General features: G+C 71.9%; 15 protein-coding genes. 7 read left to right on the forward strand and 8 right to left on the reverse strand.

Annotated features, from left to right (window positions below; translation table 11 throughout):
- Window positions 1–2: 2 nt before the first annotated feature.
- The 5 genes from treS to ABD297_RS14215 are packed head-to-tail and all read left to right on the forward strand — an operon-like array spanning window position 3 to window position 7,573.
- Entirely contained in the window at window positions 3–1,709 is a 1,707-nt protein-coding gene (treS, locus tag ABD297_RS14195) for a maltose alpha-D-glucosyltransferase (protein ID WP_344255609.1), read from the forward strand.
- Window positions 1,709–3,136 (forward strand): maltokinase N-terminal cap-like domain-containing protein, encoded by a 1,428-nt coding sequence (locus ABD297_RS14200; RefSeq protein WP_344255610.1) that lies wholly within the window; start codon window positions 1,709–1,711, stop codon window positions 3,134–3,136. The genes treS and ABD297_RS14200 overlap by 1 nt, the downstream gene beginning before the upstream one ends.
- Entirely contained in the window at window positions 3,133–5,445 is a 2,313-nt protein-coding gene (glgB, locus tag ABD297_RS14205) for a 1,4-alpha-glucan branching protein GlgB (RefSeq protein ID WP_344255611.1), read from the forward strand. Before ABD297_RS14200 ends, glgB begins: the two co-directional genes overlap by 4 nt.
- Window positions 5,442–7,088, forward strand: a complete 1,647-nt coding sequence (gene pgm / locus ABD297_RS14210; protein ID WP_344255612.1) for a phosphoglucomutase (alpha-D-glucose-1,6-bisphosphate-dependent) — start codon at window positions 5,442–5,444, stop codon at window positions 7,086–7,088. The genes glgB and pgm overlap by 4 nt, the downstream gene beginning before the upstream one ends.
- Window positions 7,085–7,573: a hypothetical protein gene (locus ABD297_RS14215; protein ID WP_344255613.1), complete on the forward strand. Its 489-nt coding sequence runs from the start codon at window positions 7,085–7,087 to the stop codon at window positions 7,571–7,573. Before pgm ends, ABD297_RS14215 begins: the two co-directional genes overlap by 4 nt.
- A 120-nt stretch (window positions 7,574–7,693) precedes the next feature.
- Here the strand turns inward: ABD297_RS14215 and ABD297_RS14220 are convergent, their stop codons facing one another.
- From ABD297_RS14220 to ABD297_RS14240, 5 genes are all read right to left on the reverse strand, one after another.
- Window positions 7,694–8,635: a tetratricopeptide repeat protein gene (locus ABD297_RS14220; RefSeq protein WP_344255614.1), complete on the reverse strand. Its 942-nt coding sequence runs from the start codon at window positions 8,633–8,635 to the stop codon at window positions 7,694–7,696.
- A gap of 14 nt (window positions 8,636–8,649) precedes the next feature.
- Complete coding sequence (locus tag ABD297_RS14225; protein WP_344255616.1) at window positions 8,650–9,630, reverse strand: hypothetical protein; 981 nt, start codon at window positions 9,628–9,630, stop codon at window positions 8,650–8,652.
- A gap of 222 nt (window positions 9,631–9,852) precedes the next feature.
- Window positions 9,853–10,377: a GNAT family N-acetyltransferase gene (locus tag ABD297_RS14230; protein WP_344255618.1), complete on the reverse strand. Its 525-nt coding sequence runs from the start codon at window positions 10,375–10,377 to the stop codon at window positions 9,853–9,855.
- Entirely contained in the window at window positions 10,370–10,684 is a 315-nt protein-coding gene (locus tag ABD297_RS14235; protein WP_344255620.1) for a thiamine-binding protein, read from the reverse strand. Before ABD297_RS14235 ends, ABD297_RS14230 begins: the two co-directional genes overlap by 8 nt.
- Window positions 10,685–10,856: 172 nt before the next feature.
- The gene (locus ABD297_RS14240; RefSeq protein ID WP_344255622.1) at window positions 10,857–11,621 is read right to left on the reverse strand and encodes a GNAT family N-acetyltransferase; all 765 of its coding nucleotides are present in this window, start codon (window positions 11,619–11,621) and stop codon (window positions 10,857–10,859) included.
- Window positions 11,622–11,668: 47 nt separating this feature from the next.
- Here ABD297_RS14240 and ABD297_RS14245 point away from each other — a divergent pair, with 47 nt between their 5' ends.
- The gene (locus ABD297_RS14245; protein WP_344255624.1) at window positions 11,669–12,100 is read left to right on the forward strand and encodes a DUF3592 domain-containing protein; all 432 of its coding nucleotides are present in this window, start codon (window positions 11,669–11,671) and stop codon (window positions 12,098–12,100) included.
- Window positions 12,101–12,141: 41 nt separating this feature from the next.
- Here the strand turns inward: ABD297_RS14245 and meaB are convergent, their stop codons facing one another.
- Both meaB and ABD297_RS14255 read right to left on the reverse strand, forming a co-directional pair.
- A complete protein-coding gene (meaB, locus tag ABD297_RS14250; protein ID WP_344255626.1) occupies window positions 12,142–13,107 on the reverse strand; it encodes a methylmalonyl Co-A mutase-associated GTPase MeaB in 966 nt (321 codons plus the stop codon).
- 18 nt (window positions 13,108–13,125) lie between these two features.
- Window positions 13,126–14,331 carry an acetyl-CoA C-acetyltransferase gene (locus tag ABD297_RS14255; RefSeq protein WP_344255628.1) on the reverse strand — a complete coding sequence of 402 codons (1,206 nt, stop codon included), beginning with the start codon at window positions 14,329–14,331 and terminating at the stop codon, window positions 13,126–13,128.
- A 136-nt stretch (window positions 14,332–14,467) separates the two neighbouring features.
- On the opposite strand from ABD297_RS14255, the gene mce reads away from it, so the two are divergent.
- Window positions 14,468–14,911 (forward strand): methylmalonyl-CoA epimerase, encoded by a 444-nt coding sequence (mce, locus tag ABD297_RS14260; protein ID WP_344255630.1) that lies wholly within the window; start codon window positions 14,468–14,470, stop codon window positions 14,909–14,911.
- On the opposite strand, the gene ABD297_RS14265 is transcribed toward mce, so the two are convergent.
- Window positions 14,897–16,153 (reverse strand): glycoside hydrolase family 15, encoded by a 1,257-nt coding sequence (locus ABD297_RS14265; RefSeq protein ID WP_344255632.1) that lies wholly within the window; start codon window positions 16,151–16,153, stop codon window positions 14,897–14,899. The genes mce and ABD297_RS14265 overlap by 15 nt on opposite strands.
- Between the last annotated feature and the right edge of the window lie 60 nt (window positions 16,154–16,213).

The following is a 16,213-nucleotide window of genomic DNA, read 5'->3' on the forward strand; positions in this document are numbered from 1 at the left end:
GCATGCAGGGCCTCAACCTGTCCCAGCCCGGCTTGAAGCACGACCCGCAGTGGTTCAAGAAGGCAGTCTTCTACGAAGTGCTCGTCCGGGCCTTCGCCGACTCCAAGGGCTCCGGCGCCGGTGACTTCACCGGCCTGATCAACCGGCTCGACTACCTCCAGTGGCTCGGGGTCGACTGCCTCTGGCTGCCGCCCTTCTACGCCTCGCCGCTGCGCGACGGCGGCTACGACATCGCGGACTACAAGGCGGTGCTGCCCGAGTTCGGGACGCTGCCGGAGTTCACCGAGCTCGTCTCGCAGGCGCACGCCCGCGGCATCCGCATCGTCACCGACTTCGTCATGAACCACACGAGCGACCAGCACCCGTGGTTCCAGGCGAGCCGCGCCGAGCCCGACGGCCCCTACGGCGACTTCTACGTCTGGTCCGACACCGACGACGGCTACGACGACGCGCGCATCATCTTCGTCGACACCGAGGTCTCCAACTGGACCTTCGACCCGGTGCGCCGGCAGTTCTTCTGGCACCGCTTCTTCAGCCACCAGCCGGACCTCAACTTCGAGAACGAGGCCGTGCAGGAGGCGATGTTCGACATCGTGCGCTTCTGGATGGACCTCGGCATCGACGGCTTCCGCCTCGACGCGGTCCCCTACCTCTTCGAGGAGGAGGGCACCAACTGCGAGAACCTCCCGAAGACCCACGAGTTCCTCGCCCGGCTGCGCGCCATGGTCGACGCCGAGTACCCCGGCCGGATCCTGCTCGCCGAGGCCAACCAGCCGCCGGCCGAGGTCGTCGACTACTTCGGCACCGAGGAGGCGCCGGAGTGTCAGATGTGCTTCCACTTCCCGGTGATGCCGCGCCTCTACTACTCGCTGCGCGAGGAGACGGCGGCGCCGATCATCGACGTGCTCGCGGACACCCCGGCGATCCCGAGCGGCACCCAGTGGGGCACCTTCCTGCGCAACCACGACGAGCTGACCCTTGAGATGGTGACGCCCGAGGAGCGCGCCGCGATGTACGGCTGGTACGCCCCGGACCCCCGGATGAGGGCCAACGTCGGCATCCGCCGGCGGCTCGCTCCCCTGCTCGACAACTCACGGCCCGAGATCGAGCTGATCCATGCGCTGATCCTGTCGCTGCCGGGGTCGCCGTGCCTCTACTACGGCGACGAGATCGGCATGGGCGACAACATCTGGCTCACCGACCGCGACGCCGTGCGCACGCCGATGCAGTGGACGCCCGACCGCAACGCGGGCTTCTCCAGCGTCGACCCGGGCAAGCTCTACCTGCCGGTCATCAGCAGCCTCGTCTACCACTACAACAACATCAACGTCGAGGCGCAGATGGCCTCCTCGGCCTCGCTGCTCCACTGGGTGCGCGGCATGCTCCAGATCCGCGGCCGCCACCCCGTCTTCGGGCTCGGTGACTTCGAGGTCGTCGAGGCCGACAACGAGGCGATCCTCGCGTTCACGCGCACCATGGAGGCCGACGGCAACGAGCCCGGCGAGTCGGTGCTCTGCGTCAACAACCTCTCGAGCCGTCCGCAGGCCGCGACGATCCAGCTGCCCGAGCACCTCGCGGGCCGCGAGCTCATCGACCTCTTCGGCGGCAGCGGCTTCCCGTGGGTCGCGAGCGACGGCCGGGTCACCCTGACGCTCGGGTCCCGCGACTTCTTCTGGCTGCGCCTGCGCGGCGGGGAGGACCACGGCTGATGGCGATCGTGCACAAGGGCGCGTCGATCGTGCCGACCAAGACCGAGATGGTCACCGAGTGGATGCCGCACCAGCGGTGGTACCACGGGAAGGGCCACGTGCCGCAGCTGCGGCGCGTCGGCGGCTTCCGCCTCGAGGACCCCGAGGGCGAGGTGGGCTGCGAGACGCTGCTGCTCGCCGACGACGCCGTGAGCCCTGCGGTCGTCTACCAGGTCCCCCTCACCTACCGTTCCGCACCCCTCGAGGGTGCCGAGCACGCGCTGCTCGGCACCATGGAGCACAGCGTCCTCGGCACCCGCTGGGTCTACGACGCGCCGCACGACCCCGTCTACGTGGGGCAGCTCATGGAGACCATCCTGCGGTCGGGCGTCACCGACGAGGCCCAGGCGTCGTCCGGCAGCAACGCCGTCGCGACGGGGTCCTCGACCGGTCACGCCGACGGGTCGGTGTCCTCGGCCACCGTGCTGAGCGGCGAGCAGTCCAACACCTCGATCATCTGCCGCATGACGGCGCCGGGTGGCGGCCCGGGCGAGCCGGTCATCGTCAAGGTCTTCCGCACCCTGCAGGACGGCGCCAACCCCGACGTCGTCGTGCAGAGCGCCCTCACCGCCGAGGGTTCGGACCGCGTACCGATGGCGATCGGCCACCTCTTCGGAGCCTGGGACTCCCCGGCCGACGGCTTGCCGATGCAGGGACACCTCGCCTTCGCGCAGGAGTTCATCCCCGGTGTCGAGGACGCTTGGCGCGTGGCGCTCGTCGCCGCTGCGTCCGGCACCGACTTCACGGCCCGCGCCCGCGACCTCGGCGTCGTCACGGCGCAGATCCACCAGGCCCTCGCGCACTCCCTCGGCACCCACGCGGTGACTCCCGAGGCCCGTGAGGCCCTCGTGGCCTCCATGCACGAGCGGTATGCCGCAGCCGTGGCCCTCGTGCCGGAGCTCTCCTCCTGCTCCTCCGCCGTCGAGCGGGTCGTAGCGTCCGTGCGGGAGGTGCACTGGCCGCCGCTGCAGCGCATCCACGGCGACTACCACCTCGGGCAGGTGCTCGACGTGCCCGAGCGGGGCTGGGTGGCCCTCGACTTCGAGGGCGAGCCGCTGCGCCCGCTCGCCGAACGCATACGGCCCGACCTCACCGCACGCGACGTCGCCGGGATGCTGAGGTCGTTCGACTACGCGGCGGGCTCGGTGGCGCTCGCCGAGACGCCCGTCGACGCGACGGCGTGGGCGGCGGACTGCCGCGCCGCGTTCCTCGACGGCTACGCCTCCGTCGCCGGGGCACCCGACGCGGACGCTCAGGCGCTGACCCGGGCGCTCGAGCTGGACAAGGCGCTCTACGAGGTGGTCTACGAGGCCCGCAACCGGCCCTCGTGGCTGCCGATCCCGCTCGGCGCCGTCGAGCGGCTCACCACCGAGGAGAGCACGCGATGACCACAACCTCCCACGGCCCGTCCCTGGACGACGCCGCCATCACCGCCTTCCTCCAGGGTCGCAACGGCCAGCCGCACGACCTGCTCGGCCACCACGTCGGTCCGGGCGGACTGACCATCACGGCCTACCGTCCCTACGCCACCCGCGTCAGCGCCCGCCTCGACTCCGGCGAGCGCGTCGACCTGCAGCACGTCCGTGACGGCATCTGGTCGATGACCTCGCCGGACTTCGGCACGACGCACGACTACCGGCTGCTCGTCGAGTACGGCGACGGCGTCGAGCACGAGCAGGACGACCCGTACCGCTTCGCGCCCACGCTCGGCGAGATGGACCGGCACCTCATCAACGAGGGGCGCCACGAGCAGCTGTGGACGGTGCTCGGCGCGCACGTCCGCCACTACCCGGGACCCCTCGGCGACGTCTGGGGCGTGTCCTTCGCCGTCTGGGCACCGCGGGCCAAGGCCGTGCACGTCATCGGGGACTTCAACGACTGGGACCGCCGCTCGCACCCGATGCGCGCCCTCGGCGAGAGCGGCATCTGGGAGCTCTTCCTTCCCGGCGCCCAGGAGGGGACGAACTACCAGTTCGCCGTCCGCGGACCCGACGAGCTCGTCCGGCTCAAGAGCGACCCCATGGCGCGCATGACGGAGGTCGCGCCCAAGCAGGCCGCCATCGTCACCGAGACGCACTACGCGTGGGGTGACGACGCGTGGATGGAGCGCCGCCGCACGAGCAACGCCCACCAGGGCCCCATGAGCATCTACGAGGTGCACCTCGGGTCGTGGCGCCAGGAGCTCGGCTACCGCGGTCTCGCGGAGCACCTCGTCAACTACGTCCGTGACCTCGGCTTCACCCACGTCGAGTTCCTCCCGGTCATGGAGCACCCGTACGTCCCGTCATGGGGCTACCACGTCACCGGCTACTACGCCCCGAGCTCGCGCTGGGGCCGCCCCGACGACTTCCGCTTCCTCGTCGACGAGCTGCACCGCGCGGGCATCGGCGTGCTCCTCGACTGGGTCCCTGGCCACTTCGCCACCGACGAGTGGGCCCTCGCGCGCTTCGACGGGCTGCCGCTCTACGAGCACCCGGACCCCCGCAAGGGATGGCACCCCGAGTGGGGATCGAACATCTTCGACTACGGCCGGCCGGAGGTGCGCAACTTCCTCGTCGCCAACGCCCTCTACTGGCTGGAGGAGTTCCACATCGACGGCCTGCGCGTCGACGGCGTCGCCTCGATGCTCTACCTCGACTACGCCCGCAACCCCGGCGAGTGGATCCCCAACAAGGACGGCGGCCGGGAGAACCTCGAGGCGGTCGAGCTGCTCAAGGAGACCAACGGCACCGCCTACAAGCGGGTCGGTGGCATCGTCACCATCGCCGAGGAGTCGACGACGTGGCCCGGGGTCACGAAGCCGACCGACCAGGGCGGCCTCGGCTTCGGCTTCAAGTGGAACATGGGGTGGATGAACGACTCGCTGAAGTACCTCGGCGAGGAGCCCATCTACCGCAAGTACCACCACGGCAAGCTGACCTTCTCGCTCATGTACGCCTTCGACGAGAACTTCGTCCTGCCGATCAGCCACGACGAGGTCGTCCACGGCAAGGGCTCGTTGCTGCGCAAGTCGCGCGGCCCGCGCGAGGAGCAGGTGGCGACGCTGCGCGCGTTCCTGGCCTACCTCTGGTGCCACCCCGGCAAGCAGCTGCTCTTCATGGGCTGCGAGTTCGGCCAGGAGTCCGAGTGGTCCGAGGGGCGCAGCCTCGACTGGTGGCTGCTCGAACAGCCGCTGCACTACCGGGTGCACAACCTCGTCAAGGACCTCAACGGCATCTACCGCAGCCACCGCGCGCTGTGGGAGCTGGACGCCGACCGCTCGGGCTTCGAGTGGCTCGAGGCCGACGACGCCGCCCACAACACCTTCTCGTGGCTGCGCTTCGGCTCGGGCGACCGGGCGACCGACGCCCCGGTCGTCGCCTGCGTCATGAACTTCAGCGGTGAGACGCAGCAGTCCTACCGGATCGGGCTCCCGCGCGGCGGGAGGTGGACGGTCGTGCTCGACACCGCCGGCTACCACCCCGACGCCCCGAGCAGCACCGGTCTCGTCGTCGAGGCCCGCGAGGAGTCGTGGCACGACCAGCCGTATGCCGTGGACCTCACGGTGCCGCGCCTGTCGACCGTCTGGCTCGTCCCCGTCGACGAGCCCGCGGCCCCCGCCATCTCGGCGACGTCCGACGGGGCTGCGACTGCGGCTCCCGTCGTCGGCGCCGCCACCGAACCCGTCGCCACGACCACGAACGGAGACCTCTCATGACCCACCCGCGCGCCGGTCAGCCCGCCCAGGCCGAGGACCTCGTCGACGTCGACGCCCTCGTCGGCGCCTACTACGACCGGCACCCGGACGTCGACGACCCCGACCAGCAGGTCGCCTTCGGCACGTCGGGGCACCGCGGCTCGAGCCTGCGCACGGCCTTCAACGAGGACCACATCCTCGCGACCACCCAGGCCATCGTCGACTACCGCGTCTCCCAGGGCTACGACGGGCCGCTCTTCATCGGGCGCGACACCCACGGGCTCTCCGAGCCGGCCTGGCGCTCGGCGCTCGAGGTCCTCGTCGCGAACGGCGTGCAGGTCCTCGTCGACGACCGCGACGGCTTCACGCCGACCCCGGCCGTCTCGCACGCGATCCTGCGTGCCAACCGGGGGAAGAGTTCCGGGGCAAGCGGTCTCGCCGACGGCATCGTCGTGACGCCGTCGCACAACCCCCCGGCCGACGGCGGTTTCAAGTACAACCCGCCGCACGGTGGGCCGGCCGACACCGACGCCACCTCCGTCATCGCCAAGCGCGCCAACGACCTCATCCGGGGCGGGCTCAAGGACGTCCGTCGGGTGCCCTTCGAGCAGGCCCGCGGCGAGGCCGGCGCCTACGACTTCATGGGCACCTACATCGACGACCTGCCCCACGTCGTCGACCTTGCCCGCATCCGCGAGGCCGGCGTGCGCATCGGCGCCGACCCGCTCGGTGGCGCGTCCGTCGCCTACTGGGGCGAGATCGGCGAGCGTCACGGACTCGATCTCACCGTCGTCAACCCGCGCGTCGACCCCCAGTGGGCGTTCATGACGCTCGACTGGGACGGCAAGATCCGGATGGACTGCAGCTCCCCCTCGGCGATGGCCTCCCTGATCCACGCGAAGGACGCCTACGACATCTCGACGGGCAACGACGCCGACGCCGACCGGCACGGCATCGTCACGCCGGACGCCGGCCTGATGAACCCCAACCACTACCTCGCCGTCGCGATCCAGTACCTCTACGGCGGCGCGCGTCCCGGCTGGCCGGCGTCGACCGCCATCGGCAAGACGCTCGTGTCCTCCTCGATGATCGACCGCGTCGCGAGCGACCTGGGCCGCACGCTCCTCGAGGTGCCCGTCGGCTTCAAGTGGTTCGTGCCGGGCCTGCTCGACGGCTCGGTCGGATTCGGCGGCGAGGAGTCCGCCGGCGCCAGCTTCCTGCGCCATGACGGCACCGTCTGGTCCACCGACAAGGACGGCATCCTGCTGGCCCTGCTCGCCTCCGAGATCCTCGCCGCCACCGGGAGGACCCCGAGCCAGCACTACGCCGAGCTGACCGCGAGACACGGCGACCCGGCATACGCCCGCATCGACGCTGCGGCGTCACGGGAGGAGAAGGCCAAGCTCGGCGCCCTCTCCCCCGAGGACGTGACCGCCGAGACGCTGGCGGGAGAGCCGATCACGGGCAAGCTGACCGAGGCTCCCGGCAACGGCGCCAAGATCGGCGGCCTCAAGGTGACCACCGAGAGCGCGTGGTTCGCCGCGCGCCCGTCCGGCACCGAGGACGTCTACAAGATCTACGCCGAGTCCTTCCAGGGCGCCGACCACCTCGCGCGCGTGCAGGCCGAGGCCAAGGACGTCGTGTCGGCGGCGCTCGGCGGATGAACGATCCCGACGAGTCCGGCCCGCGCGGCCGGCTCCTGCTCGTCACGGCGGCCCGGGCACCTGCCCGGGCCGCTCTCGCCGCGGCCGTGGCCACCCGGCTCGAGCGCGCCGTGCTCGTCGACGGGGCAGAGCTCGAGCTGGCGCTCACCGCAGGGTCGCCGGCGGGCTGGGACGACCCTCCGACCTCGGAGCAGTTGCGGCTGCGGCTGCTGCGCTGGTCCGCGGCCCTCGCCGTGGCCGAGACCTACCAGCTCGAGGGCTTCGACGCCGTCATCGCCGAGGACGCCCTCGGTGACCGTCTCGAGGACTTCCTCGACCTTGTCGAGCCCGAGCCGGTGCACGTCGTCGTCGTGCGCGACGACGCCCACCCGGCCACGCCGCACTGGGGGCTCTGGGTCGACGGGTCGGCCGCGACCGAGCACCTCGCCGAGGACGTCGTGACCCGGCTAGGCGACGCCCTCGTGCTGACCGCCGAGACGGACTGACGCCCCGGCGGGGCCCCCGAGCCGCCCTTATGGCGTGGTGACAGCACGGCCGAGACAGCACGACAGCGCCGAGCCACCCGTAGCAGGGTGGCTCGGCGCTGTCAGCGTGGCTCGGAGGCTCTAGAAGAGCGCGCTCATGAGCGACTTGCGTGCCTTGGCGACGCGCTCGTCGGTGACCCCGACGACCTCGAAGAGCTCGACGAGGTGCTCGCGGGCCTTGTTGCGGTCGGCATCGGCCGTCACCCGGACGGTGTCGATGAGGCGCATGAAGGCGTCCTCGACGTGGCCGCCGAGCAGGTCGAGGTCGGCGACGAGGATCTGGGCGTCGACATCGGTCGGGGCGGCGGCCGCGGCGGCGCGAGCGGCCTGGAGGTCGGCGCCCTGCGTGCGCTGCATGAGCCCGACCTGCGCGAGACCGAGCTTGGCGTCGGTGTCGGCAGGGCTCTGGGCGAGGGCCTCGCGGTAGGCGGCGGCCGCACCGTCCAGGTCGCCCGACTCGATGGCGTCGAATGCCTTCTGGTGCAGCGGCGGGAGAGGCTGCTCCTGCTCGGCCTCGTCCGTCGCCGCGTCCTCGCCGACGACGACCGTGCCGGTGACGCCGTGCTGGGCCGCGAGCTGGAGCACCTGGTCGATGACCGCGGTGATCTGGGCCTCGGGCTGGACACCCTCGAAGAGCGGCACGGGCTGGCTCTGCACGAACGCGAAGCTCACGGGGACGGCCTGCACCTGGAAGGCCTGCAGGATCGTCGGGTTGGCGTCGACGTCGACGGTCACGAGCTGGAAGCGCCCCGCGTAGCGGCGCGCGACCGAGCCGAACGTCGTGACGAAGTCTGCCGACTCCTGCAGGCGCGGCGACCACAGCACCATGACGACGGGGTGCTGGGCGGACGCCGCGATGACGTCACGGATCGAGGCGTCAGTGCCCTCGATGACGAGGCCAGCACCGTCCGCGGAGGTGGAGGCCGCGCCGGAGGCGGGGCCACCCGGCTGGACCGGACGCTTGAGCGATGACAGGTCGACGGCACCGCGAAGTGCTGCTGCGGTGAATGGCTGGTGACTCATAGATCAATCCTGCCTCACCGACCCGAGCCGGCGACGAGCTGGTCGGATGCGGCGACGATGCGCGCCTGTCCCGACGCGGGGATGACGATGGCGATGATCTCGTTGGAGGTCAGGTTGGCCTCCGTGGTGATCTGCTTGATGCCGGTCAGGAGCGTCAGGTCCTTGGCCGGGGTGAGCTTGACCGGGGTCCGCATGGCGATGGCGTCGTTGCGCACGAGGTGGGCGAAGACGATCGCGCCCTTGCCGTCCTTGAGGCGAAGCCCACCGAGGACACCCTTGGGCTGGTGGTCCTGGGTGAACGCGCCCTGGTTGTTGAGGGCTTTTGACTGGGCGAGCGCGGACTGGCGCAGCTGCTCCGAGAGCGGGTCGTCGGCCAGCACCTTGGTGGTGGTCGGGTCGGGGTACTTCACCGACGCGGCGAAGGCGGCGACGACGTCGTCGGGCTTGGCGCTGAGGCCGGAGCCGTCCCCGATGGCGGCCGAACCGTCGGACGGGGTGTCGAGCGCGTCGAGCTTGGCGTCGGGGAGCATCGGCGTCACGGCGGCCGCCTTGAAGGCGGCGCCGTCCTGGCCACCGACGAGGAGCACGAGGACCGCGGCCCCGGTCTTCTTCAGCGTCGTCTGCGCGAGGACCTGCTGCGGGTTGTCACCGCCGCGCGAGATGGCGAGGACCTTGACGCCGGTGGTCGCGAGCTCCGCGTCGGCCTTCTCCGCCGCGGTGCGGCCGGGCAGCGTCTTGGCGTAGGCGTTGGCCGACTGCAGCGCCGCACCGACGAAGGCCTTGTCGCGGGCGGCACCGCCGGCGGCCGAGGCGTCGAGGGACGACGTCGCCGCGGCGCTCACGGCCGAGGCGGCGGTGGTCTGCGCGGCATCCGGGGCGACCGCCGGGGTGCCGGGGGCTCCGGTGTCGTCGGAGTTGCCGGTGCAGGCGGAGAGCATGGCAGCACAGGCGAGCGCGGCGGCAAGAGCACGTCGACGGGTCGCGGTGCGGGGCATGGAAAAGCCTTTCGGTGACGCAGGAGGACAGGCCGAGCACGCTCGACCGCGACCCACGATACGCACGGACCGTGCAGGTTCCCCAATCGGCCGGAGCGGCTCGCCGAGGACATTTCCGGACGGTCCGGGCGCACTTCGTGCGGCAGGCCGCCGGCAATGTCAGGCCGGTCACGCTCCACGTCAGAACCGCATGACCGTTATGCGCAGTTCGTCCCGACCGCTTCAGGCGTGCCTGATCATCCTGACCTCCGGGGTGCCGGTCGCCGGGTGCACGTCGCGGCCCCCCTCGTCGGCGAAACCCCGTCGCCGGTAGAAGGCCCGCGCCCGGGCGTTGCCCTCGACCACCCAGAGCGTCGCCGCGCGCGGGCCGACGAGCTCGTCGAGCAGGCGGTCGGCGACGCCGGTGCCGCGGGCGCGGGACGCGAGGTTGACGGCATACAGCTCCCACGGGGTGGGGGCGTCCTCGTCGCGGCTCGGGCCGGCGCTGCCGAAGCCCGCCAAGTTCCCCGCGGCGTCGACGACCACGAGGGTGCGGGCCTCGTCGCCTGCCCCAGAGCCGCTCCCTCCCCCGGCCCGCGCGGCGATCTCTCGCCAGCTGTCCGCGCAGCGCTCGTCGCTGAGCCCGGCGAGGTAGTCGGCCGGCATCAGGTCGGCGTAGGCCTCCCGCCAGACCGCCATGTGGACCCGGCCCAGCTCGTCACAGTCCCCGACCGTGAGCGGCCTGAGATGCCAGGCGTCCTCAGCCATCCTGCTGGCGGCTGAGAGCGTCCTCGAGCCGTTCGAGCTTGCCGTCGAGCTCACCGGTCCAGCCGGGCCGGATGTCCGCCTTGAGCACGAGGCCGACGCGGGGCGAGGTCTCCGCCATGACGTCGCAGCACTGCTTGACGACAGCCATGCACTCCTCCCACTCCCCCTCGATCGTCGTGAACATCGCGTCGGTGCGGTGCGGCAGTCCGGACTCGCGCACGACGCGGATGGCGCGGGCGACGGCGTCGGACACCGATCCGGTGTCGTCGGCCGCGACGGTGGGTGCGACGGAGAAGGCGATCAGCATGCCCACACCGTATGCCGCGCCGGACCCGGTCGCGAGACCACCCGGTCGTGCACCGGCGTCAGAGCGCCTTGCTCATCGTCAGCGCCTCCTCGATGACCCGGAAGCCCAGGTCCTCGTTGATGCGGACCATCCACGGGTTCTGCTCGTCGTTCATCGTCCGGACCGAGCACCCCTATGGCGCATGGCGGCCCAGCTCGTCGAGGTTGGCGACCTTGACCGCCATCCCGAGCCGGTGGCCACGGTGCTCGGGAAGCACGAGGGTGCCCCACTGGAAGACCACGTCGGGTTCGCCCGACGGCACCGCGAGGTCGGTGTAGGCGGCGACGACCCCGGTCGGTCGGTGCACGGCCACCGCCGTGAGGAAGGTGCGGCCCATGTCTCGCTGGTGGTCGAGGATGGACTGGTAGTCCTCGACGGTCGTCGACTCCGGCTCGAACTCCACGTCGCCGGTCGGGGCGTCCAGCATGAGCCGGTTGGACGCGTCGCACACACCCTGGCGCAGCTCCTCGGGCACCCCGTCGACGTGCACGCTGAGCTCGTACGCGTCTCCCACAGCCTCGGCCGCCTCCCGACGGTGGCGATCCAGGACAGCAGGCGCCACGGGCAGGGGCAACGAGCGCACGATCTCGACGCTCGACACGGAATAGCCTCTGCGCAGGGCGAACTCGCGGTCGGCATGCGACTCGCGGTCGGCGACGGGGACGAAGACCTCCGTGAGCAGCAGATCGCGGCCGGCGTCCCTCGCCTGCTGCTCCGTCCACTCCACGAGGGCGTTGCCGACCCCCTGTCGTCGGTGCCAGGGGTCCACCTCGACCTGCGACCAGCACTTGTCGAGGTTCTCGCGCTCGGGGAGGTTCAGGTGGGCGCTGCCGACCGGTGACCCGTCGACGAGGGCGACCGCGCCGAGCCGCCGCTCGCCCGGGAACGTGAAGCGCACCAGCTTGACGAACTACTGGCATACTGCCTGCTCCGACAGGGGGACCCATGAGAACTGTTCTGTACGCGATCTGGCTGCTCTTCGTGGCCGGGGCCTGCTACTCGCTCGTCCGCGCCGTGCGCGGCTCCAGGCAGCACGACCGCCGGACCGCCGACTGGCCGCGTGTGCAGGCGACGGTGACGGGGAGCCGGGCCGGCTGGACCAGCGGCTTCGGCGGCACCAACCGCAACCAGCGCTTCTGGCCGAGCTACCGGTTCACCGACGCGACCGGTGCGGAGTTCACCGGGACGTCGCAGGACTCCACGGTCCCGGAGCCGGTGGAGGGATCGGCGCTCGAGGTGGTCTACAACCCGCAGGACCCGAGCGAGTCCTACCTCGCGGCGGACCGGACCAGGGCTGCCCTCGGGTGCCTGGTGCCGTTCTTCGTCGTCTTCGCGATCGCGTTGTTCTGGTTCATCGGACGCTTCCCGCTGTCCTGAGTCCCCCTGCCCCACCCGCGCCCGACGGTCGGGCGCCCGACTCAGGTCCCGAGCTGCTCCACCAGACGGTCCGCGGCGGCATACGGGTCGGTGCGACCGGCGACGACGTCGCGGGCGAGTGCGGTGACGCCCTCCCGGCCCCCGAGGTGCCCGAGACGGGCCCGCAGCGTCGCGAGCGCGATCGTCTCGATCTCGTCGGCGATCCGGCGCTCCCGGCGGAGCGCGAGCTCACCGTTCTCCTCGAGGTGGGCGCGGTGCTTGTCGAGCGCCTCCATCACCTCGTCGATGCCGACCTTCTGTGCCGCCACGGTCTTCACGACCGGCGGCCGCCACAGGCCCGGCTCCGTGCGGTCGCCGAGGGAGATCATGTGGCGCAGGTCGCGCACCGTCGCGTCCGCGCCGTCCCGGTCGGCCTTGTTGACGACGAAGACGTCGCCGATCTCGAGGATGCCGGCCTTGGCGGCCTGGATGCCGTCGCCCATGCCCGGCGCGAGCAGGACGACCGAGGTGTCGGCGAGGCCCGCGATCTCGACCTCGGACTGGCCCACCCCGACCGTCTCGACGAGCACGACGTCGCAGCCGGCGGCGTCGAGCACGCGGATCGCCTGCGGTGTCGTGAACGACAGGCCGCCGAGGTGGCCGCGGGAGGCCATCGACCGGATGTAGACCTCGGGGTCGAGCGCGTGGTCCTGCATGCGGATCCGGTCGCCGAGCAGGGCGCCGCCGGAGAAGGGCGAGCTCGGGTCGACGGCGAGCACCCCGACCCGCAGGCCCCGCTCGCGGAAGGCTCCGACGAGGGCGGTCGTCGTCGTCGACTTGCCGACGCCGGGTGAGCCGGTGATGCCGATGACCCAGGCGTTGCCGGCGTGGGGGGCGAGCGCCGCCATCACCTCGCGCAGCGACTCGTGCCCGTCCTCGACGAGGGAGATGAGGCGCGCGACGGCACGCGGCGAACCCGCCCTGGCCGACTCGACCAAGGCGGGGACGTCGACGGATCGGCGTGCCACGAAAGGGGACTCGTGCCGTCAGGCGCTCTTGGGCACGCGGACGATGAGCGCGTCGCCCTGTCCGCCACCACCACAGAGGGCCGCGGCCCCGACGCCGCCACCGCGACGCTTGAGCTCGAGCGCGAGGTGCAGTGCGATGCGCGCACCGGACATGCCGATGGGGTGGCCGAGCGCGATGGCACCGCCGTTGACGTTGACCTTGTCGACGTCGATGCCGAGCTCCTTGGCGGAGGCGAGCCCGACGGCGGCGAACGCCTCGTTGATCTCGACGAGGTCGAGGTCGGCGGGCGTGATGCCCTCCCGCTCGCAGGCGCGGGCGATGGCGCGGGCCGGCTGCTGCTGCAGCGTCGAGTCGGGGCCGGCGACCATGCCGTGGGCGCCGATCTCGGCGAGCCACGTCAGGCCCAGCTCCTCGGCCTTGGCCCGGCTCATGACGACGACCGCAGCGGCGCCGTCGGAGATCTGCGACGCCGAGCCGGCGGTGATCGTGCCGTCCTTGCTGAACGCGGGTCGCAGGCCGCCGAGCGAGGCGGTCGTCGTGTCGGCGCGGATGCCCTCGTCGCTCTTGAAGACGACTGGCTCACCCTTGCGCTGCGGGATGCTCACCGCGACGACCTCGTCGTCGAAGAGCCCGTCCTTCCACGCCTTGGCGGCCAGCTGGTGGCTGCGGGCGGAGAACTCGTCCTGCTCCTCGCGCGTGAAGGCCTGCTCGCCCGTGTTGGCCTGCTCGGTGAGCAGCCCCATCGCCTGGTCGGTGAAGGCGTCCCACAGCCCGTCGAAGGCCATGTGGTCGCGCATGGTGACGTCGCCGTACTTGTAGCCCTCGCGCGACTTGGTCATCAGGTGCGGCGCGTTGGTCATCGACTCCTGGCCGCCGGCGACGACGACGTCGACCTCACCGGCCCGGATCAGCTGGTCGGCCATCGCGATGGCGTTGATGCCCGAGAGGCAGACCTTGTTGATCGTCAGGGCCGGGACGGTCATCGGGATGCCCGCGGCGTGGGCGGCCTGGCGGGCCGGGATCTGGCCGGCGCCGGCCTGCAGCACCTGGCCCATGATGACGTAGTCGACCTGCTCCGGCGCGACGCCCGCCTTCTCGAGAGCGCCCTTGATGGCGAGGCCACCGAGGTCCGATCCGGAGAAGTCCTTGAGCGAGCCGAGCAGGCGCCCCATGGGGGTCCGGGCACCGGCGACGATCACGGAGGTGGGACGGTCAGCAGTCATGGGTGAAGCCTCTTCCGACGTCTTTGGGGGTGTCCGGACAACTGTAGTCGGGGCCGCTGCGCGGCTCTCGACGAGCATGACCAAGCGCACACGGCATACGCGGGCCGCATGCCGGGACGCCCCCTACGTTGGGACCATGAGCGCCACTCCCGACCCCCTCTTCACCCACATCGACCACGTCGGCATCGCCGTGCCCGACCTCGACGCGGCGATCGCGTTCTACGAGGAGAAGTACGGCATGACGATGCTCCACGAGGAGACGAACGCCGAGCAGGGCGTGCGTGAGGCGATGATGGGCGTGGGCGACTCCGGCTCGTGCATCCAGCTGCTCGCGCCGCTCTCCCCCGAGTCGACGATCGCGAAGTTCTTAGGCCGCAGCGGCCCCGGCATCCAGCAGCTCGCCTACCGCGTGGCCGACATCGACGCCGTGTGCGCCACGCTGCGCGAGCGCGGGCTGCGCCTGCTCTACGACACCCCGAAGCGCGGCACGAGCGACAGCCGGGTCAACTTCATCCACCCGAAGGACGCCGGCGGCGTCCTCGTCGAGCTCGTCGAGCCCTCGGCCTCAGCCGCCCACTGACACGACGACGGGATCTCCGACGCCGGCCCGGTGCGCGGCGAGCTCGCCCTCGGTCAGCACGACGAGCGCCGCCGTCCACGCCAGGGGCGCCGGGCCTGCGGGACTGCCGTCAGGGAGGACCTTCTCCGGGAGGCTGCCCCAGCTCGTGCAGTGGTGGCTGAGCCACGTCATCCAGTGGTCGGCGACGAGCGGGTGCCCGGACGCGGCCGCCGTGTAGGCGACCATGGCCGTCTCGGGGGTCCAGGACACGCCGTCGCTCTTCCAGTCGACGCCCGGCGCCAGTCCGCCGGCGCTGCGCAACGCCAGGACGGGGTAGCGGGCCCAGGCCCGTTCGGCAGCAGCGTCGTCCGTGGCGGCGAAGGGCGGCATGAGCATCGCCACCGCGGCGTCCAGCCCGCCGGAGTGACCGTGCCGCTCGTAGTCGGGACCGAACTCCGCTCGGATCAGGGCGCGCAGGCGGCTCGCGGCCCGGGCGGCCAACCCGGCCCGTCGCGTGTCACCCTCGGCGGCATACGTCCGGGACGCGCTCTCGAGGCCGGCGGCGGGCGGCGCGGCCGTGCCGAGGGTGACCCGGCGCTCGGACACCTCCCAGTAGTCCGGCGACACCTCGGGCAGGCGCCGGCCGCTGTCGGTCTGCGCGACGGCGAAGGCGAACGCCCGATCGCGCAGTGCGCGAAGGGCGGTCGGCAGCACCCGGTCCGCGCTCGCGGCCCGCACCCGGTCGAGCGACCAGAGGACCCAGCCCGCGCCGTCGGTCTGGCGCGGGCGGTCGTCGGGCGGCCCCGAGCCGTCCAACCGGTAGCGGGCCTCGAAACCGCCGTCGGGCAGCTGGACCCGGGCGAGGAAGCCCAGCACGCGGCGCGCGTCGTCGACGTGCCCGGTCTCGGCGAAGGCGGCGGCGACGAAGGCGGAGTCCCGCGGCCAGGCGTAGGCCCAGGGGCCGTCGGGTCCGGCTGCGACCGCTCCGTTCGGCAGGGTCAGCGCGTGCAGGTCGCCCAGCGCCTGGGCGGCGACGCGGGAGCGGGCGCCGGACGCGGGCACGGTGCCGTCCGCGAGCCAGACGGCCTCCGCCACCGGGTCGACCAGCCGGTCGCCGAGGCTCGCGGGAGCCAGGACCGACCTCGACCTCCAGCCGGCGTCGTTGCGCAGGACCGGGAGGGGGTCACGGCCCAGGAGCTGCGGGGCGAGGGCGCACCCCGCCGCGACGACGGCTGCCACGGCGCCCACCACGACCCGACGCACGCGCACCTCCCTCGACCTCGCAGCGACCTGCCCGTCCAGTTGCCCGTCCATGTGCCCGCC

This window comes from Terrabacter carboxydivorans, assembly GCF_039532035.1.
Classification (GTDB): domain Bacteria; phylum Actinomycetota; class Actinomycetes; order Actinomycetales; family Dermatophilaceae; genus Terrabacter; species Terrabacter carboxydivorans.

What these genes read in the sequence shown, in the direction of transcription:
- treS (WP_344255609.1), top strand. Translation starts at nt 3, where the DNA reads ATGCAGGGCCTCAACCTGTCCCAGCCCGGCTTGAAGCACGACCCGCAG.
- ABD297_RS14200 (WP_344255610.1), top strand. Translation starts at nt 1,709, where the DNA reads ATGGCGATCGTGCACAAGGGCGCGTCGATCGTGCCGACCAAGACCGAG.
- glgB (WP_344255611.1), top strand. Translation starts at nt 3,133, where the DNA reads ATGACCACAACCTCCCACGGCCCGTCCCTGGACGACGCCGCCATCACC.
- pgm (WP_344255612.1), top strand. Translation starts at nt 5,442, where the DNA reads ATGACCCACCCGCGCGCCGGTCAGCCCGCCCAGGCCGAGGACCTCGTC.
- ABD297_RS14215 (WP_344255613.1), top strand. Translation starts at nt 7,085, where the DNA reads ATGAACGATCCCGACGAGTCCGGCCCGCGCGGCCGGCTCCTGCTCGTC.
- ABD297_RS14220 (WP_344255614.1), bottom strand. Translation starts at nt 8,635, where the DNA reads ATGAGTCACCAGCCATTCACCGCAGCAGCACTTCGCGGTGCCGTCGAC.
- ABD297_RS14225 (WP_344255616.1), bottom strand. Translation starts at nt 9,630, where the DNA reads ATGCCCCGCACCGCGACCCGTCGACGTGCTCTTGCCGCCGCGCTCGCC.
- ABD297_RS14230 (WP_344255618.1), bottom strand. Translation starts at nt 10,377, where the DNA reads ATGGCTGAGGACGCCTGGCATCTCAGGCCGCTCACGGTCGGGGACTGT.
- ABD297_RS14235 (WP_344255620.1), bottom strand. Translation starts at nt 10,684, where the DNA reads ATGCTGATCGCCTTCTCCGTCGCACCCACCGTCGCGGCCGACGACACC.
- ABD297_RS14245 (WP_344255624.1), top strand. Translation starts at nt 11,669, where the DNA reads ATGAGAACTGTTCTGTACGCGATCTGGCTGCTCTTCGTGGCCGGGGCC.
- ABD297_RS14255 (WP_344255628.1), bottom strand. Translation starts at nt 14,331, where the DNA reads ATGACTGCTGACCGTCCCACCTCCGTGATCGTCGCCGGTGCCCGGACC.
- mce (WP_344255630.1), top strand. Translation starts at nt 14,468, where the DNA reads ATGAGCGCCACTCCCGACCCCCTCTTCACCCACATCGACCACGTCGGC.